Annotated in this window: 16 protein-coding genes and 2 pseudogenes; 13 read left to right on the forward strand and 5 right to left on the reverse strand. The window is 69.9% G+C overall.

Going from position 1 to position 22,493, the window contains the following annotated elements; all coding sequences use genetic code 11:
• Positions 1–20: 20 nt before the first annotated feature.
• A pseudogene (locus tag ACIGQF_RS07935) lies at positions 21–1,145 on the forward strand (cation:proton antiporter); the annotation flags it as partial.
• A 44-nt stretch (positions 1,146–1,189) separates the two neighbouring features.
• Here the strand turns inward: ACIGQF_RS07935 and ACIGQF_RS07940 are convergent.
• A pseudogene (locus tag ACIGQF_RS07940) lies at positions 1,190–1,306 on the reverse strand (hypothetical protein); the annotation flags it as partial.
• An 824-nt stretch (positions 1,307–2,130) separates the two neighbouring features.
• On the opposite strand from ACIGQF_RS07940, the gene ACIGQF_RS07945 reads away from it, so the two are divergent.
• The 7 genes from ACIGQF_RS07945 (at position 2,131) to ACIGQF_RS07975 (ending at position 10,526) form a co-directional block, all read left to right on the forward strand.
• Positions 2,131–2,838, forward strand: a complete 708-nt coding sequence (locus ACIGQF_RS07945) for a BTAD domain-containing putative transcriptional regulator (protein WP_399706935.1) — start codon at positions 2,131–2,133, stop codon at positions 2,836–2,838.
• 115 nt (positions 2,839–2,953) lie between these two features.
• Entirely contained in the window at positions 2,954–3,076 is a 123-nt protein-coding gene (locus ACIGQF_RS07950; RefSeq protein ID WP_399706938.1) for a lasso RiPP family leader peptide-containing protein, read from the forward strand.
• A gap of 15 nt (positions 3,077–3,091) precedes the next feature.
• Positions 3,092–4,936 carry an asparagine synthase-related protein gene (locus ACIGQF_RS07955; RefSeq protein ID WP_399706941.1) on the forward strand — a complete coding sequence of 615 codons (1,845 nt, stop codon included), beginning with the start codon at positions 3,092–3,094 and terminating at the stop codon, positions 4,934–4,936.
• Positions 4,937–4,945: 9 nt separating this feature from the next.
• A complete protein-coding gene (locus ACIGQF_RS07960; RefSeq protein WP_399706943.1) occupies positions 4,946–5,206 on the forward strand; it encodes a lasso peptide biosynthesis PqqD family chaperone in 261 nt (86 codons plus the stop codon).
• Between the two features lie 101 nt (positions 5,207–5,307).
• Positions 5,308–5,739 (forward strand): lasso peptide biosynthesis B2 protein, encoded by a 432-nt coding sequence (locus tag ACIGQF_RS07965; protein ID WP_399707618.1) that lies wholly within the window; start codon positions 5,308–5,310, stop codon positions 5,737–5,739.
• The gene (locus ACIGQF_RS07970; RefSeq protein WP_399706946.1) at positions 5,726–7,495 is read left to right on the forward strand and encodes an ABC transporter ATP-binding protein; all 1,770 of its coding nucleotides are present in this window, start codon (positions 5,726–5,728) and stop codon (positions 7,493–7,495) included. Before ACIGQF_RS07965 ends, ACIGQF_RS07970 begins: the two co-directional genes overlap by 14 nt.
• 43 nt (positions 7,496–7,538) lie before the next feature.
• Positions 7,539–10,526: a BTAD domain-containing putative transcriptional regulator gene (locus tag ACIGQF_RS07975; protein WP_399706948.1), complete on the forward strand. Its 2,988-nt coding sequence runs from the start codon at positions 7,539–7,541 to the stop codon at positions 10,524–10,526.
• Positions 10,527–10,547: 21 nt separating this feature from the next.
• Here the strand turns inward: ACIGQF_RS07975 and ACIGQF_RS07980 are convergent, their stop codons facing one another.
• On the reverse strand, positions 10,548–10,889 hold the full coding sequence (locus tag ACIGQF_RS07980) for a hypothetical protein (protein WP_399706950.1): 342 nt from the start codon (positions 10,887–10,889) through the stop codon (positions 10,548–10,550).
• An 849-nt stretch (positions 10,890–11,738) separates the two neighbouring features.
• On the opposite strand from ACIGQF_RS07980, the gene ACIGQF_RS07985 reads away from it, so the two are divergent.
• The 4 genes from ACIGQF_RS07985 to ACIGQF_RS08000 all read left to right on the forward strand — a co-directional run bounded on the left by ACIGQF_RS07985 (position 11,739) and on the right by ACIGQF_RS08000 (position 17,572).
• A complete protein-coding gene (locus ACIGQF_RS07985; RefSeq protein WP_399706953.1) occupies positions 11,739–12,254 on the forward strand; it encodes a hypothetical protein in 516 nt (171 codons plus the stop codon).
• 305 nt (positions 12,255–12,559) lie between these two features.
• Positions 12,560–12,982 carry a hypothetical protein gene (locus ACIGQF_RS07990; RefSeq protein WP_399706956.1) on the forward strand — a complete coding sequence of 141 codons (423 nt, stop codon included), beginning with the start codon at positions 12,560–12,562 and terminating at the stop codon, positions 12,980–12,982.
• On the forward strand, positions 12,979–16,509 hold the full coding sequence (locus ACIGQF_RS07995) for a hypothetical protein (RefSeq protein ID WP_399706959.1): 3,531 nt from the start codon (positions 12,979–12,981) through the stop codon (positions 16,507–16,509). The genes ACIGQF_RS07990 and ACIGQF_RS07995 overlap by 4 nt, the downstream gene beginning before the upstream one ends.
• 130 nt (positions 16,510–16,639) lie before the next feature.
• Positions 16,640–17,572, forward strand: coding sequence for a hydrolase (locus ACIGQF_RS08000; RefSeq protein WP_399706962.1), 933 nt, complete (start codon positions 16,640–16,642; stop codon positions 17,570–17,572).
• 291 nt (positions 17,573–17,863) lie between these two features.
• Here the strand turns inward: ACIGQF_RS08000 and ectB are convergent, their stop codons facing one another.
• Both ectB and ACIGQF_RS08010 read right to left on the reverse strand, forming a co-directional pair.
• Positions 17,864–19,141 (reverse strand): diaminobutyrate--2-oxoglutarate transaminase, encoded by a 1,278-nt coding sequence (ectB, locus tag ACIGQF_RS08005; RefSeq protein WP_399706965.1) that lies wholly within the window; start codon positions 19,139–19,141, stop codon positions 17,864–17,866.
• A complete protein-coding gene (locus tag ACIGQF_RS08010; protein WP_399706967.1) occupies positions 19,138–19,605 on the reverse strand; it encodes a hypothetical protein in 468 nt (155 codons plus the stop codon). Before ACIGQF_RS08010 ends, ectB begins: the two co-directional genes overlap by 4 nt.
• A 927-nt stretch (positions 19,606–20,532) precedes the next feature.
• Here ACIGQF_RS08010 and ACIGQF_RS08015 point away from each other — a divergent pair.
• Positions 20,533–21,216 carry a BTAD domain-containing putative transcriptional regulator gene (locus ACIGQF_RS08015; protein WP_399706969.1) on the forward strand — a complete coding sequence of 228 codons (684 nt, stop codon included), beginning with the start codon at positions 20,533–20,535 and terminating at the stop codon, positions 21,214–21,216.
• A 111-nt stretch (positions 21,217–21,327) separates the two neighbouring features.
• Here ACIGQF_RS08015 and ACIGQF_RS08020 read toward each other — a convergent pair whose 3' ends face one another.
• Entirely contained in the window at positions 21,328–22,149 is an 822-nt protein-coding gene (locus tag ACIGQF_RS08020) for an APH(3'') family aminoglycoside O-phosphotransferase (RefSeq protein ID WP_399706972.1), read from the reverse strand.
• Positions 22,150–22,493: the final 344 nt, after the last annotated feature.

Consider the following 22,493-nt stretch of genomic DNA (forward strand, 5'->3'; position numbering starts at 1 on the left):
CGGCGACACGGCAGCAACTCATGACGCATCCCGGCACCCTCGTCCTGATCATGACCGCCGCCGTACTGGCGCCGCTGCTGGTATACGTCACACGACGCCGGCTCTCCGTACCCCTGGTCATCTTCGAGATCGCCCTCGGCATCCTGCTCGGCCCGGACGTCCTCGGCTGGGCACACCCCGACAAGGTCACCGACACACTCGCCCACCTCGGACTGGCCATGCTGATCTTCCTGGCCGGTTACGAAATCGAGTTCGCCGATGTCCGCGGTGACACACTGCGACGCGCGTTGTGGGCCTGGCTGGTCTCCCTGGCCGTCGGTATCGGGCTGGCCCTCCTGATCAGCGGCGGGGAGATGTTCAAGGCGTTCGTCATCGGTACGGCACTGACCAGTACGGCGCTCGGGACGGTCCTGCCGATGCTGCGTGACCGCGGTGAACTGCGGGGCCGTTTCGGCACAGTGATGTCCGCGTTCGGGGCGGTCGGCGAGTTCGGTCCCGTGGTCGCCGTGGCGCTGTTGCTCAGCGGGCGCCGGCCGGCCGAGTCGGCGGCCCTGCTGGCAGCGTTCGGAGTGCTCACAGCCGGCGCCGTCTTCTGGGCGCTGCGTCCCCGGTCACGCTGGTTCGTCCGGCTCACCGAGCGGACACTGCACAGCAGCGGCCAGTTCGCGGTGCGGTTCGTCATGCTCCTGCTGGCCTGCATGCTGGGCCTGGCCGAGGTCTTCGGCCTCGACGTACTGCTGGGCGCCTTCGCCGCCGGGGTCCTCACCCGCCTGATACTGCACCGGGCCGCGCCCGCCAGCAGTGCGGAGGTGCTCGGCAAGGTGGAGGCGATGGGGTTCGGCTTCCTGGTACCGCTGTTCTACGTCGTCACCGGCATCGAGTTCGACCTGGACGCCCTGCTGCACAACCCCGGCACCCTCCTGCTGGTGCCGCTCTTCCTGCTGCTGTTCCTGCTGGTGCGCGGTGGGCCGGTGTATCTGTTCGCTCCCAGGGATCTGAGCCGTCGTGACCGGGTGGCCCTGCCCTTGTTCGCCTCGACGTGCCTGCCGCTCGTCGTCGCGATCACCACCATCGGCCTGGACCAGAAACTCCTCGGCTCGGACGAGGCCGCAGCACTGGTCGGCGCGGCGATGCTCTCCGCGATCAGCTCACGGGCGATGTCGAGGTGGCCGACGTGGCGTGCGTTCTCCTGGAGCACGTGGCACAGGATTCGTCCGAGGGACGGAGCCTGGTCGGGTGTGGGGAACCGTCCTCCCACTCGGTGCCTTTCGGTCAGCGCGGGAGGTTGTTCCGGACGATTCCGCATGGCACGGCCGTAGCGCAGGGTGCACGCCTCGCCCGGCGTTTTCGCAGGCGCGCGGGTAACAGTGGTCGGCGCCCCTTCTCCCCCGGTCGCGCGACGGCGGCGTGGGGCATCCCGCACCCCTTGGGCTCGCCATCGGGTTCTGTCCGTACGGTCATCAGCGGAGCCATCCACTCGGGCCGCCGGGCGCGATGCGGGGAACTGCACGCGTCGCGACGAGGGTCCACTCAATGGAGGTCGCCGACCGGCATCACCTGGGATCCCCCGGCCTCCCTCAGAACGGCACCGGTTTCGAGCGCCCCCGCGCACATGACGTACGGTTCCGGCTCGTCGGTGTCCACCAGGGCGGAACACACTTCCGGCAAGGGGTGCTGGCTGGTTGGTTTCCGATGGATACGCCAGCAGTGTGAGCGTATGTCAGGCAGGCCCCGGACAGAGCTGTGCCGCTCTCCGGCACGCTGCCGATCGAGCACGGCGCGATTACCAGGACTTTGCCACCGCAGAACCGCTCGGCCCGCGTTCAACGACCTCCGGCAGCTAGCAACGCCGCAGCTCCCGCCTACGGTTGGCCCCCGGGAAGGCGTGCACTCCGAACTCGTGATGGCTCGCGCTCGATGCGCTGATCGCGAGGTCAAGGAACTCCCGCGGGACGGCACCGATGTTCGCGAGCCGCACAGCGAGACAGTGCGGCGCTCGATGCGCTCGATGCATTTCGCTGGAGGACGGCACACTGTGGACCGGGATCGGGGCGATATTCCGCGATGACTCGACAGCTGACAGAACGGTTACCGGAGCACCCACGAACCGGAGCGGCGACCACACCCGACGTGCCTCCCATCGCCCACCTCAGACTGCTCGGGGGCTTCCGGCTTCAGTACGGTGGTGAGGCCTCCGAGGCAACTGACGTCAGCGCGAGCGGCCAGCGACTGCTGGCGTACCTGGGGCTACGTCAGCAAGCGACCCGCACTGTCCTCGCCGGCACACTGTGGCCGGACGTCACAGAAGACCACGCGCTGGGCAGCCTGCGCACCACACTGTGGCGGCTGCGCCATCAGCGGCCGTCAGTGGTCCGGAGCCACCAGGACACCCTCGCGCTGGAGGACTCGGTGCGCGTCGACGTACACGACCTGTGCTGGTGCGCACTGCGTGCCGTGCAGCCGGAGGCGACGGCGGACAGGCAGCCCAACGTCGCCCCGCTCCTCACCGGAGAACTACTGCCCGGCTGGGACGAGGACTGGGTCGTGCTGGAGCGCGAACGACTCCAGCAGTTGCGCTTGCACGCTCTCGAAACGCTGGTCGGCCACCTCATCGAACACGCCGGGTACGCACTGGCGCTGGAGGCAGCATTGGAGTGCGTGCGAACGGACCCGCTGCGTGAGAGTGCGCACCGCGCGGTGGTGACCGTGCATCTGGCCGAACGCAATCTCGGTGATGCGGTACGGCACTACCAGGCCTTCCGCCGCCTCCTGCGCCGGGAGCTCGGGGTGGAGCCCTCGGACCGGTTCCGTGCGCTGATGCGACGGGCACTGACCTGACCCGGGGCGGTGCACCGCCCCTACTCACCTGCGGTGTGACGGCGAAGTGACGCGCCCGGGGCAGTCTGTTCGGCACCCACAACCGAACGTCGGTAGCGGAGAGAGGGGGTGCGCAATGCGCAGCTCGGCCTATGAGCCTCCCATGCTGGTGAAGGTCGGTTCGTTCGCGGACCTGACCCGCGGTCGAAGGCACGGTGAAGACCGCGACTGTCGGGGCTGGTACTGCCCCTATCACTGATGCGCTAGGAGTGGCATGACCCACTTACCCGGGTCGGTGCACGGCGAGGCGTGGTTCGTGGTCCTGCCCGACCACGCGGCCGCTCTCGCCGTGTCCCACGTACCGGTACTCGCCGGACTCCGGCGCATCGACCACGGCTCGGGGCGCCCCTGGCTGCTCGGGCAGTGGCGCGACGGAGCCGTCACCGTTGCCGAAGCCGGCCCGCTCCGGGTGGCGTTGATCGGATACTGCTCCATGACGGAGGCGGAGCTGACCGCTGCGATCCGGCCGTTGCACACCGTCCATGACGTGGACCGCCTACTGCCTCAGCTGTCCGGCGCCTTCCATCTGGTGGCGGCCGACCCGGACGGCGTGCGAGTACAGGGCACGCTCTCCGGCACATGTCGCGTCTTCCGTGCCCGCGCCGGTCATCACCGCCTTGCCGCCAGCCGCGCCGACGTGCTCGCCCGGATGCTGGGCACGGGAATTGATGACCGGCAGATTGCCGTACGTCTGCTGTCACCCGCCGCTCCGCACCCTTTGCAGGGCCAGTCCGTGTGGTCCGGCGTACAGGCCGTGCCGGAGGACGCGTACCTTCATCTGAGGGCTGACCGGCCCGCCACGACGACGACATGGTGGTGCCCCCCTGCGGCCGGCCTCTCCCTCTCCGCGGGGGCGCCACGGCTGCGCGACGCCCTCAGCGCCGCAGTGACTGCTGCGGTCCGAGGCGGTGGAGCCCGCAGCTGTGACCTCTCCGGCGGCCTGGACAGTACCCCGGTCTGCTTCCTGGCGGCACGCCTGGCCGACCGTCTCACCACGTTCACCTTCCCGGTCGCCGGTACCGGCGATGATGACCCGTACTGGGTGAAGACGGCGCTGGCAGCGCTGCCGGATGTGGAAGCGGTCTTCGTCCCCGAGGGGGAGTCGCCCTTGCCGTTCGCGGAGGTGAGCACACCGGGCACGGTGCTCGACGAGCCCTACCCGGGCCTGGAGGACCGTGCTCTCCTGCTGGACGTCACACGCCGTCTGCCCCACCACTCCTCCGGCCGCCATCTGACCGGGCACGGCGGTGACGAGGTGCTCGAATGCATGCTGAGTTACCTGTACGACCTCGCACGCACGCGTCCGCGCATCGCCTGGGACCACCTTCGGGGGTACCGCGCACGCCACCGGTGGTCGCTGCGCGACTCACTGGCCGCACTGGCCGATCGTCGTAGCTACCGCCAGTGGCTCGCCGCCGTTCTCCCCCACCTCACCGAACCGCCGCCTCCCGCGACACCGGCCGAACACCTGGGCTGGGGCCAAGCCCCCCGGCTCCCGTCGTGGGCCACCGCCAGGGCCGTCGACGCGGTCCACTCCCTCGCCGAAGAGTCACCGTGGACACCGCTCGCGGCGCACCGAGGGCAGCACTCGACGCTGGAAGCCGTGCGCTTCAGCGGCCGGGCCAGCCGGCTGGACGGCTGGCTCATGGCGGACAGCGGGCTGCCGATGGCCGCTCCCCTGCTGGACGACCGGGTCGTCGAGGCGTGCCTGGCTGTCCGGCCGCACGAACGCACCACGCCCTGGCACTACAAACCACTCATGACGGAGGCCATGCGCGGGCTGCTCCCCCACGAGCTGCTGCGCCGCACGACCAAGGGCGGTGGCGTCGCGGAGGAGCTGTTGTACGAAGGCTTGCGACGCCACCGCAGCGAACTGCTCGCACTCACCGAAGAATCCCGACTGGCCGCCCGGGGACTCATCGATGCGATGGCTCTGCGCCGGATGTGCGCGAGCTCCTTCATGCCCGGCCTGAGCCCTCACGCGCTGGCGCTGACCCTCGCCTGCGAGGCGTGGCTGCGCGACATGGAGTCCGCGGCCGGCCGCCGTGACGATGCTTGAGGAGGACGTATGACCTTGCGCCTGTTTCCGCACGTGTCCCTCACGAAGAACGACGACGGAGCCGTGCTGCTCGACGAACGCCGCGGCGACTACTGGCAGCTCAACCACACCGGCACCGCGGTGCTGGACACCCTCCTGGCAGGCGGTACACCTGCCGACGCGGCACGTGTACTGGCTGATGATCACCCGGTCCCGGCCGACCGGGCAAGCGAGGATGTCACGGCTCTGATCGACTCGCTGCGCTCCGCCCGTCTCGTGGAGACCTCATGAGTGAACCGGAACTTCCCGTCACGAGTGAACCGGAACGCCCCGTCCTCACCACCGCCAGGACCACGCTGCATCCGGCCGAACGGCAGCGTGACCGCCGGCGGATGACACTACGGCGCAAGGCAACGGCAGGCGTTGCCGTCGGTACGGCGCGACTTCTGGCACGGCGGTCACCCGCGCGCATCCGTACCGTCCTCGGTGTACTGAGCCGTGGCGCCGCTCCCGCCTCGTACGGGCAGGCGGAGCGAGCCCGACGGGACGTGGTCGCGATGAGCGGCATGTGTGCGGGGCAGGCATGCGTGGTGCGTTCACTTGCCACGGCTCTGCTCTGCCGGGCGACCGGTGTCTGGCCCACGTGGTGCACCGGAGTCCGGACGTTCCCCTTCCGGGCACACGCCTGGGTCGAGGCCGACGGCCGGCCCGTGGCAGAGCCGGCCGAGGTCGGCCAGTACCGGGCCCTGATACGCATCGGACCACGCCCGTCGGAACGATGTCCGCTGCCGACGGGTGCCGGGACGGGTGATGTTCCTGCGTGACGCGTCCGCCGGTGTGTCCCTGCGGACCCTCCTCGCCACCGCTCGCGGTCACGGCAGGAGCGTTCTCCTGGCTCTGCTCCTCACCATCGCCTCCTCCGCACTGAGCCTGGCTCAGCCGCTCCTGGCCATGCGCGCCGTCGAAGCCACCCGCAGCGGACCGGGCCTCGTCCCCCTTCTGATCCTGCTCGCCTTGGTGTTCGTGGCGGAGGCGGTGGCCGGCGGCGGCGCGCACTACCTCCTGCAACGCGTCGGCGAAAGCATCGTTCTGGGTCTGCGTACCAGGCTCGTCTCGCGCTTGCTGCGGCTGCCGATGCGCACGTACGACAACCACCGCATGGCCGACCTCATCTCCCGTGTCAACGCGGACACCACCCTGCTGCGTGACGTGGTCGCCTTCGGATCGGTCGACGTACTCTCCGGACTGCTCTTCGTCATCGGGGCGACCGTGATGATGGTGTGGATCGATGCGTTCCTCTTCGTTCTCGTCTGCGTCACCATCGGCGTCTGCACCTGCCTCACCACATTGCTGGTGCGAGGCATCAGAACAGCCACCGAACGCACCCAGGAAAGCGTGGGCCGGATGGCAGCGGACCTCGACCGGGCGCTGTCCGCCATCCGCACCGTCAAGATCAATCACGCGGAGGAGCGCGAGGCCCGACGCGTCACGGATCAAGCACGTGCCGCGTGGCGCGCGGGGATCCACGTCGTCAAACTCGACGCCGTGATCGGTCCCCTGGTCGGCCTGTCCACCAACGGTACGTTCATCCTCGTCCTGGTCGTCGGCAGTGTGCGGGTCTCGCACGGGAGCCTCGACCTGGCCCGGCTCGTCGCGTTCCTGCTCTATCTCACCTACCTCGAAGCGCCGCTGTCCGCCCTCTTCGAGACCGCCGGTCTGATACAGAGAGGCCGCGGCGCCTTGAAACGCATCGACGGCATGGCCCGTCTGCCGGTCGAGGACCTGATCTCAACCAACGGCCACCGTGCCTGGCGTCCCGGCTGCCACGCGGCAACGCCCGTACTGGAGCTGCGCGACGTCCACTTCGCCTACGGCGACCGTCCTGTGCTGCGGGGCGTCTCCCTCACCGTGCCGCAGCGCTCCCGCACGGCCCTTGTCGGCCCCTCCGGTGCCGGTAAGTCGACCGTCTTCGCCCTCATTGCCCGCTTCTACGACCCCGACCGGGGCGACATCCTCCTGGACGGCCTGGACACCCGCCGACAGCTCGCCCTCGGCACCTGCCGGGCCCGCATCGGCCTGGTCGAACAGGACTCTCCCGTTCTCTACGGCACCCTCCGAGACAACCTCTGCTACGGGGCTCCGCACGCCACCGAGGCCGAACTGCTCCGCGCCGTCGAGCTGGCCAACCTCAACGACCTATTGCGTCGGCTGCCGGCCGGCCTCGACACCCCGGTCGGCGACCGCGGCACACTCCTGTCCGGCGGCGAGCGCCAACGCGTCGCCATCGCCCGTGCGCTGCTGCCCCGCCCTTCTCTGCTTCTCCTGGACGAACCCACCTCGCAGATGGACGCGCTGAACGAGGCTGCGCTGACCGACACGCTGGAGCAGGTGACGGCAGAGGCGACGCTTCTCATCATCGCTCACCGTCTCTCCACGGTCCGCTCCGCCGACCACATCGCCGTACTCGACGCCGGCCGAATCCGCGCTACCGGCACGCACGACGAGCTCCTACGGTCCGACCGTCTCTACCGCACACTGGCGCAGAGCCAGTTGCTCACGCCGGGTCAGCGTAGGCTGTAAGGGATTGCTCGGTGCACGGGGACAGTCGGCCACGGGGACTGCGATGAGTGATCAGCAGACAGCACCTGCACGGTCTTACGAACTGCTCGGTCCGTTACGTGTGCGGCTCGGCACCGCACCGCTGCAACTCGGCGAGGCACAACAGCGTGTGGTACTCGCGGTGCTTCTGCTGCACGCCAACCAACCGGTATCGACGGATCGGCTCATGGAAGCGGTGTGGGGACTCGCGCCTCCGGCACGCGCGCTGAATCTGCTGCAGCGGCATGTCTCCGCACTGCGCCGGGTGCTCGAACCGGACCGGCGGCCTCGCGGTCCGTCCTCCCTTCTCGCCTGGACCGACGCCGGATACCTGCTGACCGTGCCCGCCGATGCACTGGACCTGCACGCCTTCGGCCGGGAAGTGGCACGTGCGCACACCGCTCGGGCCACGGGCGATATGGCCGTAGCGGCCGAGGCACTGCATGGTGCGCTGCGGCTCTGGCGGGGCCGGCTGTGCGAGGGGCTTACCGCACCGTTGCTGGACATCGAGCGGGACCGGCTGGAGGAGCAACGACTCACCGTGCTGGAGGAGCGTATCGAGGTGGACCTGGCACTGGGCCGGCACGCGGAGCTGGTGGCCGAACTGACCGGGCTGGTCAGGCACCACCCGTTGCGGGAACGGATGCACGCACACCTCATGATCGCCCTGTACCGCTCCGGCCGCCAGGCCGAGGCGCTGTCCGTGTACCGCGACGCCCGGCTGTTGCTGGTCGACGAACTGGGCGTCGACCCCGGCCCCGAGCTGCGGCGTCTGGAGCAGGCGGTGCTCACCGCCGATCCCGCTCTGACCTCACCGCCGATGACCAGGGCCGAAACGGTACGGGCACCTCGCATGCTGCCTGGTGACGTCATGGGCTTCATCGGGCGGCAGGAGCAGTTGGCCGAGCTCGATGCGCTGGCGCATCGGGGCTCGGACGACCGCGGGATGGCGATCGGTGCGGTCACCGGTGCGGCCGGGGTGGGCAAGACGGCCTTGGCGGTGCACTGGGCCCACCGAGCGCAAGAAGCATTTCCTGACGGGCAGTTGTACATCGATCTGCGCGGGTACGACCCCGAACGGCCGGTGGCTCCGGGCGATGCGCTGGCCCGGTTCTTGACCGCACTCGGACTCGACGGGCAGAGCATCCCCTTGACGATGGAGGACCGGGCGGCCCGTTACCGCAGCGAGTTGACCGGGCGGCGCGTTCTGGTACTCCTGGACAACGCTTCCTCAGGAGAGCACGTCAAGCCGCTGCTGCCCGGGACCCCGACGTGTCCAGTGCTCGTGACCAGCCGGGATTCCCTCGCCGACCTGGTCGCCCTGCACGGCGCCCGACGGCTCACCCTCGGCACACTGCCCACGACCGACGCCCTCACGCTGCTGCGCCGGCTGATCGGTCCCCGCGTACAGACTGCTCCCCGGGCCGCCGCGCAGCTGGCCGTCTTGTGCGTACGGCTGCCGCTGGCGCTCCGTATCGCCGCCGAACTGGCCGCCTCACGTCCGCACGACGACCTGTCCGTCCTGGTCACGGAGCTGACCGACCAGCAACGGCGACTGGACCTCCTGGACTCCGGCGGTGACCCCCGCGCCACCGTACGCGCCGTCTTCTCCTGGTCCTACCAGCAGCTGCCCGCTCCCGCTGCCCGCACGTTACGCCTCCTCGGTCTGCACCCCGGGCCCGACATCGATCCCACCGCGGCGGCCGCTCTCAACGGCACCGGCCCGGAGGAGACCCGCCGCTCACTCGGCGTACTGGTTCGCGCGCACCTCCTCCACCACACCGGAAGCACCCGCTACGGCATGCACGATCTGCTGCGCGCCTACTCCGCCGAACTCGCCACCCGTACCGACTCCGATGCCGACAGGCACGCCGCCCTGACCCGTCTCTTCGATCACTATCTGTTCAGCGCCACCGGTGCCATGGCCGCCTTCCATCCAGCAGCCCCACACCATCGGCCACCCGCGGCTTCCCTGCCCGCCCCACTGCCGGCGGTCACCGGCCCCGACGCGGCCCGGGACTGGTTGGAGACCGAACGCGACAACCTGGTCGCCGCCTGCCTCCACGCCGCGCGTACGGGCCTGCACCCACCTGCCCTCGGCCTGGCCGACACGCTCTCCCGTTACCTCGACGTCAGCAGCCGATATGCCGAAGCACACGCCGTGCACACCCACGCGCATCAGGCCGCCCGCAGTGCCGGCGACCGGACGGCTGAAGCCCGCGCGCTGTACCGGCTCGGAATGGTCTGCTTCTGGCAGGGCCACTACCCACAGGCAAGTGATCACCTCGATCAGTCCCTCGCTCTGTTCCGGCAGACCGGCAACACAGTCGGCGAAGGCGACGCACTGAGCCACCTCGGTCTCGTCCGTTGGCGGCAGGGCCACTACCAGCAGGCCACCGAGCACCACCAGCACGCCATCGCTCTCTTCCGGCAGGCGGGCGACAGCGATGGAGAAGCCCTGGCGTTGCTCTTTCTCGGCCTGTCCGCCTGGAAGCAGGGCGAGTGCGGCCCTGCCATCGACCGGCTGCAGCAGGCCCTGGCCCTGTGCCGCCGGCTCGGCAACCGCTCCGGGGAGGCCTATGCCCGCACGGCTCAAGGCTGGTTCCGCTGTTCTCAAGGCGACCATGGACGAGCGATCGAGCTGCACGACCAAGCCCTGCGGCTCTTCCGGCGGCTCGGCAACCGTACCGGCGAAGCAGCGGCGCTCAACGGCCTCGGCGAGAGCCTGCATGCCGGCGGCCGTACGGCCGTGGCCCGCGCCCGGCACACCGCCGCACTGACCGTGGCGACTGCCATCGGCGCCCGATTCGAGCAAGCCCGCGCCCACGATGGCCTTGCCGCCACCCACCTGGCCACCGGCGACCGGGCCAAGGCCCACCGTCACTGGGCAGATGCCCTGGCCCTCTACACCGCGCTCGGCGTTCCCGAGGCCGGCACCGTTCTCGCCCGGCTGGCCGCACTGGAGCCCAAGGCCGCCGGTGGGAGCTCGACACTGCTTCTGCCCGGGCAGTAGGGCCGAAGCCGTTGTCTCCGCTCAGCGCCGCCACCATGGACGCAAGCGCTCTGCATCGGCGATCGCTGCCGCCACCACTCGGCCGACCTCGCGAGTCGCACTCAGGACCTCATCCAACGACTTCGCGCGGTTCGCCACAGTTGTCAGCTCGGCCAGAAGCGCATCCCGGCCCGGATGCGGAGGCAGCGCCTCGGCTGCATCCGTGATCAGGCCCCGCAGGCGCAGCCCCGCCCACTGCTCCGCCGCGGCCGCCCCGAGCCGCAGCTCCGGAAGGTCGCGGAGTTGCTCGTGGGCCTCCGGTTCCGCATGGGTTCCTGACGAGGCTCTCAGACCATGTGAAGGGCCACTCTTCATCTCGCTCACGCTGCCTCATCCCGCCGAGGAACGATCATGAACTTGTCGCCACGGGCGCTGTAGACGACCTGTACGTCCTCACCTGCCGCGTTGCGGCCTGCGGCCTCCGCGTCCAGCCTCGGCAACGACCGCGGATCGCCCGCAGGTAACCATCGGGACTCTGCACTTCGTCCCGGAGCGTACTCGCCCCTCAACATCCTGGCGTTCCCCAGCGAAGCGGTTGCCCAAGGATTCGTCGAGTGCTTCATGATGTGCCCACTGTCCCTGTCGTTTAAGCAATTCTGCCGGGCCGGCCAACGGACTGACCTCTTCGAAGGCCCGTGGCTTCATGGTTCCTGCCCGAGTTGCAGAACTCGTTGCACCGGCCGCTGCAGCGGCCCAAGGACTGGTACTAGGCCGCCGCGCGGCGAGGGCGGCCGACGAGTTCACCGCCGCAGTCGGGACGCAGCGCTGTGCCACATCGTTCGCAGCGGTCGCGCATCTCCAGTCTCCAGTGCCATGGCTCTCCTGACGAGTTCGAGTATCCGTTGCCCGCGTGTGCCGGCGCCGGAGGAGATCGAGTGCCCATTCTCGGAACACGGATATTGACCTGAAAGTGTCGACAGGGACAGCTTTGCGCAAGATCGGGCCACTGCGGGAGCACCCGAGGGCCCCGCCAAGGAATCGCGTACGGGTCGGCCCCATCTCCCCGCCACGAGATGACACGGCGAAAATCAGCCATGTTCCGCCCGGGAGGCGCTAACTTCCTTACTGAGAGGTCAAGTTCGAGAGGGCGCCGGTACGTTTGGCTGAAGCAGGGCGGTTCACCGGGTGTGATGCAACCGGGTCATGAGACCGGGCCGAAAGGACGGGGGTCCGATGCTTTCGTGGGCCGAGGGCGCGCTGTACGGCGCCGGCGGCGGGCTGATCGTCGAGGCCGTCGTGACCTTCGGGCGGCTGCACGCATGGCAACAGGCGCGGCATGCGGCGAGGGTGGCCACCGAAGTGTTGCCACAGCTCAGCACGTACATCGACCCGCCCGCTGATGCGCTCGCCGCGCTCTTCCGCATCGTGCTGGGCGGTGCGGCGGGCTGGCTGCTCCACGGCGAGCTGGCCGGGGTGTACGCGGCCATCGCCGTGGGCGCTTCAGCGCCTGCCGTACTCGCCCAGATGGGCAGCGCCACCACCATGGCCGAAGCACTCCAGACCGGCGCCGCTCCCGGGGCCGCGTCCGGAGTCCCCTCAGGAGCCGCCCCCGGGCCCGGAGTCGCCGCACCCACCGTCCCGGTCCCGTCCACCACACCGGCCCCTCCCACCGACCCGGCTCCTCCGGCCGTCCCCACGCAGCCCGAGCCACCGGGACGCGACCGGACGCGAGGGGAGGCCACGCCGTGAGTCGCGGATCGGTCGCCCGGCGCTCCTGGGCATCATTCACCGGCGGACGTGGCACCAGCACCGGCCCCCGGCGGGCAGCGGAACGCGGACGTGCCGGGTACAGCATCTGGCAGCGCACCTGGGCATCCTTCATCGGCGTCCCCCTCCCCCCACGCCGCCCCGTCCACGGCCCCGCCTCCGCTCCTGCCCTCGCTTCACCACAGCCGCTCGCGCATCGGCCCCCGGCCCGTCCCCTTGCCCCGGGGTGGTTCACGCTGCCGCCGCTTCCCGCGGTCGGCGCGCTGACCGCCGCCGGGAGTGACGCCGTGGTCCTTGAGGCCTCCTCCCCCGACGGCCGTACGAGGTTCCTGCTGCGTCGTCCCGCGGGCGACTCGTCCGAGTACCGACTTGAGCTGGTCGTGCGCGATGGCGACGACGAGGACCAGCCCCAGCTGGCCACGGTCACCTACGCACAGCCGGGCGGGGACGAGCACGTCCTCCTCGTGCCCGTGGCGCGGGGGCGGTTCGGGCCCGCGGCCTCGTACGTCCGCCTCAGCGGCTTCGGACCGGACGCGACGTGGGCCGCCACCGGCCCGTATCCCGTCCCGGCGGAGGCGGACTGGTCCCCGGCCACCGTCACGGACTCCATCGGCGCGGCGCTCAACGAAACGACCCGGGACGCCTGGCGTCGCGTGAGGGAGGTCGTGGGCGAAGGGATGCGCGACGTCATCGACAGTGCGCTGCAATGACGTCCAAGGAGGCGGCATCAAAGGTGTCCAAGGAGACAGCGGCCAGGCCGTTCAGGAAGGCGGCGCCCGGCGCCGCCGGGCGGCACCGCGCCGCGGTCGATGCCGTACTCCGGGAGGCTGCGAGTTCGCAGGCCGCGGTGCACGAGCTGCTCGGAGAGCGGCAGTTGTGGTGGAAGGCCTGCAGTGAGGCGGTCCGTGCAGACCCCGCCTGGCTGCGCTCCGGGCCGGCCGAGGAGCTGGCCGCCTGGATCGACGCGACAGCTCCGGATCAGTCGGCCGACGCCATGACGCCCGCCGGCCACGCCTATCTGCTGGCCCTCGCGCTCAGCGCACCGGAGGGCGGGGCGGCGCAGCACGACGATGCCCTTGCCCGCGTGCGGAGCATGTGGGCGGGCAGCGGCCTGTTGTCCGCCCACGCCGCGCCCGGCCCTGCTCAGCCGTCCGGCCGGGGAGTCGACGGTCTTCCGGCGGACACCGCCGAGCGGCTGAACGCGGTCCTCGAACGCATCCCGCAGCTGCCCGGTGGCGAGGCCGAGCGATCCCCCGCACCGGACGGCACGCTGATCACCGCCGCGCTGCTGATGGCGGGCTGCGAGCCGCGCAGACGGCCGCTCGTACAGGTACCGGTGGTGTTCGGAGAGACGGATCCCGAGGACGGCGAGGAGCCCGGTGCCACCGGCGTACTGCAGCTCTGCGAGTTCCCCGCCGGGCCTCCGGGCCTGTACCCCGACCCCCGCTCCATGACGGGTCTGCGCAGCTCCGACGGCCAGTTCGCGACCGCCCTCGGCCGGGCGTGGGCCCTGGCGGGGCCCGGTCGCGGCTCGCGGTGCGTGCTGTGGCGCCTCGTCATCACGGACCGTCCTGCCCTTCCCCCACGGATCGAGGGCCCTTCCCTCGGCGTCGCCTTCGCCCTGGGCCTGCGGGAACTCCTGCGGCATCCCCGGACACGGCGGCCCAGCGTGGCCGGCTTGCGCGGCATTTTCTACGGTCTGCGTCCGCGCACCGCGGTGACGGGGGCGCTGGGCAATGGTGAGCGTCTCACCGGCGTCAGCGGCATGGAGAGCAAGCTGCTGGCCGCGCGCCGCAAGGGGCTGCGGCTGGTTGCTCCCGCCGCGAACCGGACCGATGCCGCGAACGCGCCCGAGCCCGCGGACGTCAAGTTCGCCGAAACGCTCCGGCAGGCCGACCGGTACGCCCGCCGCTTCCGCACCGCCCGCCTGGTCACCGCGATGGCCCTGGTCGTGGCGGCCGTGACGTCCGGTGTCGTGGTGGAGCACCGGGAGTCGGCCGCCAGGGACCGGCTGACCACCGCGCACCGGATGGCCGATGTGTCGGAGGATCTGCTGCGCAGCGACGTAGGGCTCGCGGGACTGTTCGCCGAGCGGGCCTACCGGCAGCACGCCGACCCACTGACCCGCCGGGCCCTCTTCCGCGCGGTCACCGAGAGTCCCCATCTGACCGGAAGCGTGCGGGCCGCCGGGACGGTCACCGCGGTGGCGGGCACGGCGGACGGGCGGGGTGCCGTCGCCGGGACCCGGAACGGCATGGTGGAGAAGTGGGTCGTTGAGGGGAATCGGTTCGGCCGCCATGTCGAGCTCGGCCGTCTCCCCGGCCCGGTGGAGACAGTCGCGGCCAACAACAGTGGCGGTACGATCGCGGCCGCCGACCGCCGCACGGTCCGCGTATGGGCGTACGGGGAGCGCTCGGCCACGCCCCGACTGCCCAGGAGGGAGCTGCCTACGGCCCTCGCGGTCTCCCCGTCGGGGCGTTACGTCGCGGTCACCACGAGGACCTCGGAGTTCGAGGTCCCGAGCACGCTCTCGGTCCTGGACCGGGGCTCGGGCAGAACCAGACACCTCCAGCTCAAGGACATGACGTCGGACCCGACAGCGCTCGCCTTCGACGGGGATGCGGAGCTGGTGATCCTTGAGGACGCCAACGGCGACTGGAACCGGGTCTCCATGAAGCGGCTCACCCGCACCGCCGGGAACTCCCTCAGCTTCGGCACCTACAACGTGGCCTCCGCACTCGCACCGGACGGCAGCCACATCAGCTACAGCAACAAGGGCTCCTCGCTGCCGGTCTGGCCGACTCGAGGCAAGCCCGACGGCTACAAACCGGATCTGGAGGCGAAGACGGAACCGGGCCTTACGACAGCCCTGGCCGTCAGCCCCGGCGGCTCCCATGTGGCCACGGCCATCGGTCCCACCCTGCGCGTGAGCCGGACGCACGCGCCTGGCGGGAAGGCGTCCGACCCCCTCACCCTCACGGGTGCCGGCTCGGTCCCCCGGGGCGCCCTCAGCTTCGTCGGCTCCGGCAGCAGCAGGCTCGTCTCCGCATCCCGCGACATGCTCAGCCTGTGGGACCTGAACCAGCGCACACGTATCTCACGAGCTGTCGGAGTCCCGGTCCCGGACTCCTGCCTGGCCTGTGAGGCGCCGCGCGTGTCCGTCTCGCCGGACGGGCGCGACGCGGCGGTCATGGACAGCGAAGGAACGCGGCTGTCGACCCTGAGACTCGGTGTTCCCGCCACGAAGGAGTGGCAGCGGATGATGCCCCCCAGGGTGAAAGTCCCCCGGTTCGCGGAGCTGCTGTGGCGGCCCGACAGCAAACGTCTGACTGTGGTGGGGACGGACGGCAGCGCGGAGATCCTCGTCCGCGGACGCGCGTGGCGCTCCGTCGGCACCTGGCCCGCGCTACCGAACCCGCTCCGGCTCTCCGACCCTCCCCAGCTGCTGCAGTACCTGCCCGGCGGCCGGCAGGTGGCAGAGGTGCACGCCTCCGGCACGGTCCGCTTCAGGGACGCGGAGTCCGGCAAGGTGCTGCGCGAGGTGCCGGGCCCGAGGTCCATGGCGCCGACGGCCTCCTCCCGCGCCGAGCTGAGCCGCAGCTACGTGGCGCTGGACGCGCGGGCCGAGCATGCCGCGGTGCTTGACGGGGAAGCCATGGGCGAGCCCGGCGGCGCCCGCATCCGCGTCATCAACACCGAGTCCGGTCGCATCCGTACGATCCCCGTGAACGACGCCCGGGGCTTCACCTACGCCGGCGACCTCCTGCTCGTCCAACGCGGCAGCAGCGCTCTGGAGTCGTGGACCCCGTCCGGCAGCCGGCGTCTCGGCACGGTCGAGGGCGTAGCCGACCCCGCCGTCGGCCCGGTCACCGGCGGGGGCCTCGTCGCCGGGACGACGTCCCAGGACCACACCGTTCGCCTCCTCGACCTGCCGTCCGAGAGTGCCCTCGGGACGCTCCCGCTGCCCGAGGGCAACAAGCCGGAGTCGACGGGCCTCACCCTCACAGCCGACGGGAAGAAGCTCGTCACCGCGACGGAGGCCGACATCTCGGAGACCGACGCCCCCGAACCAGACGGCCCTACCACCAACGACATGGGTCAGCTCATCGAATGGAGGCTCGATCCGCGTGTCTGGATCCGTACCGTCTGCTCGTCGGCCGGCAGGGAACTCCGGCCGGGCGACTGGGAGCAGCACATGGGCACGGAGGCACCGTCGTCGCTGCGCTGCGGGAAGTGAGGCACGGCGGAGGACCGCCGCGGCGCTCGCACTGACGGCGGCGCTCGCGGTGGCCGGCTGCGGGCCGGATTCCCACGGCCGCGCGGACGACGGCACTCCGACTCCCGCCCCCTCTCCTTCTGTCCCTACCGTGATCCTCCTGCCGGGCAACGCCTCCCCCGGCGACATGATTCGGTCCGACGACGGGACGCTGTGGGTCACCGAGTCGGCGCTCGCCGCGATCGCGGAGATCGCCCCCTCGGGGAAGGTCACCCAGCACCCCCTGCCCCGCGACGGCGGCTTGCTGCCCGCTCCGGCCGACCTCCAGGAGTCCCCGGACGGCGGGATCTGGTACACCGCCGGCGACCAGATCGGACGCCTCGGCCCGTCCGGCAAGTTCACCTGGTGGAGCGACAGTTACGGCGCACCCGGTAACGGGCCGGGCGCCAGTGCCGACGGCCCGGGTTTCCCCGACGCCCTGACACTCGGCCCCGACGACACCATCTGGTTCGACCACTCCGACCGCGGCTCGAAGGTCTTCAGCCGCGCAGACGCGAAGCGGGGGCTGGACCGCATCACACGGCTGAAGACCCAGTTCGACGTCGGCGCCGGCGGCATGGCCCTGGGGCCGGACGGGGCGGTGTGGTTCTCCCAGAAGAACGAGTACGGCGCGAAGCAGCACGAGGGCATCGGACGTCTCACCGCCGAGGGGGACTACAAGAAGTGGCCCCTGCCCAAGAACTCGGCCCCCAATGACATCGTCGCCGGACCCGACGAAGCGCTGTGGTTCACCGACCGGCGCAGCATCGGACGCATGGACACCGACGGCGGCCTCACCCATTTCCCGGTACATGGCTCCAAGTACCCGAGCGACATCGTCCTCGGGCCGGACAAGGCCCTCTGGTTCACAACGGACCACCGAGTCGGGCGCATCGCCACCCAGGGCAAGCTCAAGGGCAAAGTCATCCTCTGGCCCGTACGAGGAGCGAAGAATCTGACCGCCCTCGTCCCCGCCACCGAAGGCAGCTTCTGGCTGGCGGACCGCGACACCGCCACGCTCCTCCGCTTCACACCGCCCGGCTGAACCACCAATGGATATGAGGGTTCCGCGTGTCCATAGCCGAAGAGGACACTTTCGATCCCGAGGAGATGCTGAACACGGCTCCGTGGACTGGGAGGGCTGTACCAGCGGCGTCGAGAGGCTCTGCCGCGGCCTGAGGAACTCGCACCTCGTCATCACGGCACGAAGTGAGGAGCCGGCAGGCTTTGGTCTGCCCAGGCACCGGCGCCGCGCTGACCAGCATGAAACGGATTCATGAGGGTCAGCGCCCGACAGGGCACGGCGCCGGCTTCCGGACAGGATGGTCAAGGGTGGTCAGGCCGTCTCCCGTATCGCGCGAGCCAGGACGTGCAGGCCCTCGTCGAGTTCGTCGGGGGTCACCGTGAGGGGCGGCAGGAGTTTGAGCACCTCACTGTCCGGGCCGGAGGTTTCGACCAGTAGGCCGAGTTCGAAGGCCCGCGCGGCGGCCCGCGTCGCGCGATGCGTGTCGTGGAACTCCAGACCCCACACCAGGCCCCGGCCACGTACCCCCTTCACCTCTTCGAGGTGTTCGGCACTGACCGTCGCCAGCTCCTGCGCGACCTGCTCGCCCCGGAGCAGCGTCTGCTTCTCCAGCTGGTCGTCCCGCCAGTAGGTGTTGAGCGCGGCGGTGGCGGTGACGAAGGCGGGGTTGTTGCCGCGGAAGGTTCCGTTGTGTTCGCCCGGTTCCCAGATGTCGAGTTCCGGCTTGAAGAGGCACAACGCCATCGGCAGTCCGTAGCCGCTGATGGACTTGGACACGGTGACGATGTCGGGGACGATGCCCGATTCCTCGAAGGAGAAGAACGCACCGGTGCGGCCACAGCCCATCTGGACGTCATCCACGATCAGCAGCATGTCGTGGTGCCGGCACAGCTCGGCGAGTTCGCGAAGCCACCCGGCCCCGGCCACGTTGATGCCGCCCTCGCCCTGCACGGTCTCGACGATCACAGCGGCGGGACGGTCCAGTCCGGAGCCCTTGTCCGCCAGCAGCCGCTCGAACCAGGCGAAAGAAGAGGCGTCGTCGAGATAGCCGTCGTAGGGCAGCGGGGTGCTGTGTACCAGCGGTACACCCGCGCCGGCCCGTTTGAAGGTGTTGCCCGTGACGGCGAGGGCGCCGAGGGTCATACCGTGGAAGGCGTTCGTGAACGACACGACGGTCTCGCGCCCTTTGACCTTGCGGGCCAGCTTGAGCGCTGCCTCGACGGCATTGGCGCCGGTCGGGCCCGGGAACATCACCTTGTACGGCAGTTCGCGGGGCTTCAGGACCACGTCCCGGAAGGTCTCCAGGAACGCGCGTTTGGCCGTGGTCGACATGTCCAGACCGTGGGTGACACCGTCGCGCTGAAGGTAGTCGAGCAACGCGCCCTTGAGGACAGGGTTGTTGTGGCCGTAGTTCAGCGAACCCGCCCCGGTGAAGAAGTCGACGTAGGCACGGCCCCGCTCGTCGTACAGGTACGAGCCGCGGGCACGGTCGAAGACGGTCGGCCAGCCGCGGCAGTAGCTGCGGACTTCCGACTCCAGGGTCTCGAAGACGTCGGGATCGGGGTGAGTGACGATGCGAGGAAGGGTCATTGCACATCCTTGAGGGGCAGAGGAGTGGACAGGCGAGTCCGGGCGGGCCGGGGAACTCGGTCGCGGCCGGCCAGGATCTCCTGCAGGAGCGCTTCCCTCTGGTGCGGCGCACCCGGGGAGCCGGTGAGGGTCCGCTGCCACCTGCGGGTGGTGTCGTACGGACTCTCATACGGGCTCTCGTACGGACCGAGGTCGCCGGAGCGGTAGGAGGCCCGGCAGTCGAGCACGACGCCGGATCCCTCGGGAAGCAGTCGGGACAGGCCGACACGGACGGACGCCTCGGGGAAATCCACCGTCACGGCGTCGTGGTCGCACACGATCCGAAGTACCTCGGTCAGTCGCTCGTCACCGATGATCAGGATGAACCGGAGGGCAAGCCCCTGCCGCTCCACGGCAGTCCACGGCCGGCGCCGCTGCGCCTGGCGGACCGGATCTGCACGAAGTGGGACGCCTGTGTCGGACATGGTGAGCTGTCTCCTGCCTACAGCCCGCCATGTGCTGTCCGGCGACGGACGAGGGGCTGCTGGTGGGGTGCGGGGCGTGCCGTGTCACGCCTGTCGTTCGTGAGGGGTAACGGGAACGGAACGGCGAGCACTTGGGCTACTTGTTACGCAAAGCGCTCTCTGTCAATACGGCGTTCGCCGCCCTGGACTCCTTCGACGCGGACTCGGCCGGGGGCGGAGTCGATGGGACATCGGAAGAGTTGCAAAGGGTGTTCAAGAAACGGTTGAAGAGAATGTCGAATCGCAGCTCGGACGGGTGCCCGGCAGTGATCGCCGCGATCATGCGCGGATGCTGTACAAGCATTGCCACTGTGTAACGCGGGAGTTTCCGCCAACGCCCGCGAGCCACCGGAGCGGCTGGAAACCACGGTGCAGATTGCGCCATTTCAGCGCGCCGCAACGGGACTCGGACACTCATGAAAGCGGCATGGGAACCGAGAGGTGACTGCGGGTAGCGATCCCCTGTTCCCCCGCATAATTCCACGCCTGGAATGGGTGGCGGCCCCTGCGCCAGTCGTCACAAAAGGAGCGAAACGGGAGTTCATCTTTCGCCACCACAGGCGTTGTATGCAAAGTCCGGTCGTAGCTTTAACGCCACGGGAGGCCGGATACGTCTGGTTGCCCTGTGAAGCCCTGTGTATGTTCGTGTTGGCTTCTGTGAATTTCGATGGGTCACCGGCATCTGGCACGCAAAGAGATTGGTGGGCACTGGTGTATCGCTCGAAGCTTATGGACGAACTAGCTCCTGGACCGTTAGCACGAACACGCCCGCTGAACGAGGATGTTGGAGTCGCGGTTCACAGCGGAGTCCTCGGCCCTCTGCGCCTGGGTGTCTCCGCTTCGGCCGAAGGCGTCTCGATCGCACCAAAGATTCGCACGGTTATGGCCATGCTGCTGGTCCACGCGGACCAGGTGGTTCCGTTGTCCGCCTTCAAGCGCGAGCTCTGGCGGGAGCGACCGCCCGCCACCGGGCTCCGTACCCTGCAGACCTACATCCTGAACTGCAGGAAAACGTTGTCCCAACTCACCGGATGCCCGTCCTCCCAAGTCGCCCGGGAGATCCTGGTGACCGGCGCCGGCGGCTACGGAATGAAAAGCACCCATATCCGGCTGGACTGGCTGGAATTCCAGCGGATACGGAACCTGGGAACCAGGGCGCTGGAGCGGGGCGAGACCCAGGCCGGCATCGCACTGCTCGATGACGCGCTGGAGCTGTGGCGGGGCGACGCCCTGGTCGACACCCCGGCGGGCCCGGTACTCGATTCCAAGCGACGGTTCTTCGAGGAGTCCCGGCTCGATGCCATAGCGATACGGGCAGAAGCGCAGATCAAGGCCGGCCTGCACCAACGAGCCATCACCCAGCTCGCCGCGGTGACGACCATGCACCCTCTCCACGAGGGGCTGCACGCCCAGTACGTCCGCGCACTCGCCCTGGTCGGACGCCGGGCCGAGGCACTGGAAGTGCTGCGCGCGTTGCGCACCCGGCTGGTGAGCGAGATCGGCATCGAGCCCGGCACTCCGCTCAAGGACCTCCAACTGGCCATCCTGTCGTCGGAGCCCAGCGCCGTGTGAGCGAGAGGTGCGTGGTCGCGGGGCGGTGCACCACCGCGCCCGGCCACGTTCCGCCGTGCCTCCGGCCACCTCGATGCGCACGTTCACCACTGATCGCCCCCAGGAAATCGATCAGCCCCAGGTGAGCGGGTCGAGATGGAGGTAGAAGCGCAGGCGGTCGTGGTCGAGGGCGATGCCGTACCTCTCGGCAAAGGCCACGTCCGCACTCCGAGCCTGCTCCTCGTCCGGCCACGTTTCTCGCGCGTTGGCGAGCAGCAGCGCCAGGTCGGCGTAGCGGTCGGCCAGTCCGAGGCGGCCCAAGTCGATGAAGCCCGACACGTCCAGGGTCCGCGGATCGAGGATGATGTTGGGCAGGCACAGATCCCCGTGGCAAACGACCAGGTCGGCGGCTTCCTGCTCCCGTCGCTGTGAGACCTGCCGGCTGAGGCGGTCCAGCAGCTCCGCGGCGGGCGTCCGCTGCTGGTCGACGGGGAGGAACTCGGGGTTGACGGCGTCACGCGCCACGACGTCGCGTGCCACGGCGACCATGGCGTCCAGCCCCCAGCGGAAGGGACACCGGGACACGGGCGCCTCGTGCAGTCGGCGGACCGCGTCCGCGATGCGTTGCCAGGCGCCCCGCAGGTCCTCAGCAGGCACCTGATCAGCAGGTATGCCGGGGACAGCACTCGTCACCAGACAGCCGCCGGCGTCACCGAACTGCCAGTCGAGCACTCGGGGACCCGGTACACCCTGTTCGCTCAGCCAGGTGACCCGGTCGCGCTCGGCTTTCAGGTCGGCCGCATCCGCAGCGGGCACGCACTTGGCATACCGAGTGGCGTCTGCGCTGCGAAAGACGGCCGCTCCCGACTCGCCCGCGGTAACAGGCAACCAGCCGCCGTCATCCACGCCGAGCAGCACCGGCGACATGGTCCGAGTTCCACGGCGATCGCTCATGGCCGCCACTCTAGCCAGCCCGGCAATGGGACCCGGACCGCAGATCTTCATCCTTACCACGCGCGTGCCCAGAGCCGGCTCCCTGACCGCGCCGACCTGCCGCAAGGACCCCACGGCCGGCCCCGCCATCAGGTACGTCTCGCCCGCCTTCGCGGGCGCGTGAAGTCTGCCGCCGCGCCTCGCCGCCTCACCTCCCCACCACCGCTTCCGGGTCCCCCGGGAGCCTCCACTGCACCCCTGGCCTGCATCTTTGCCGTCCTCATGCGCATTCGTTGACCGCTTGTGGGGCTCTCTTTCGACAAGACCTCGACAGGGGCTTGCAAGGCTGACAGCGCGATCGGCCC

Source organism: Streptomyces sp. NPDC053560 (assembly GCF_044544605.1).
Lineage (GTDB): Bacteria > Actinomycetota > Actinomycetes > Streptomycetales > Streptomycetaceae > Streptomyces.

What these genes read in the sequence shown, in the direction of transcription:
- ACIGQF_RS07950 (WP_399706938.1), top strand. Translation starts at nt 2,954, where the DNA reads ATGCGCAGCTCGGCCTATGAGCCTCCCATGCTGGTGAAGGTCGGTTCG.
- ACIGQF_RS07955 (WP_399706941.1), top strand. Translation starts at nt 3,092, where the DNA reads ATGACCCACTTACCCGGGTCGGTGCACGGCGAGGCGTGGTTCGTGGTC.
- ACIGQF_RS07960 (WP_399706943.1), top strand. Translation starts at nt 4,946, where the DNA reads ATGACCTTGCGCCTGTTTCCGCACGTGTCCCTCACGAAGAACGACGAC.
- ACIGQF_RS07965 (WP_399707618.1), top strand. Translation starts at nt 5,308, where the DNA reads ATGACACTACGGCGCAAGGCAACGGCAGGCGTTGCCGTCGGTACGGCG.
- ACIGQF_RS07970 (WP_399706946.1), top strand. Translation starts at nt 5,726, where the DNA reads ATGTTCCTGCGTGACGCGTCCGCCGGTGTGTCCCTGCGGACCCTCCTC.
- ACIGQF_RS07975 (WP_399706948.1), top strand. Translation starts at nt 7,539, where the DNA reads ATGAGTGATCAGCAGACAGCACCTGCACGGTCTTACGAACTGCTCGGT.
- ACIGQF_RS07985 (WP_399706953.1), top strand. Translation starts at nt 11,739, where the DNA reads ATGCTTTCGTGGGCCGAGGGCGCGCTGTACGGCGCCGGCGGCGGGCTG.
- ACIGQF_RS07995 (WP_399706959.1), top strand. Translation starts at nt 12,979, where the DNA reads ATGACGTCCAAGGAGGCGGCATCAAAGGTGTCCAAGGAGACAGCGGCC.
- ectB (WP_399706965.1), bottom strand. Translation starts at nt 19,141, where the DNA reads ATGACCCTTCCTCGCATCGTCACTCACCCCGATCCCGACGTCTTCGAG.
- ACIGQF_RS08010 (WP_399706967.1), bottom strand. Translation starts at nt 19,605, where the DNA reads ATGTCCGACACAGGCGTCCCACTTCGTGCAGATCCGGTCCGCCAGGCG.
- ACIGQF_RS08015 (WP_399706969.1), top strand. Translation starts at nt 20,533, where the DNA reads ATGCTGCTGGTCCACGCGGACCAGGTGGTTCCGTTGTCCGCCTTCAAG.
- ACIGQF_RS08020 (WP_399706972.1), bottom strand. Translation starts at nt 22,149, where the DNA reads ATGAGCGATCGCCGTGGAACTCGGACCATGTCGCCGGTGCTGCTCGGC.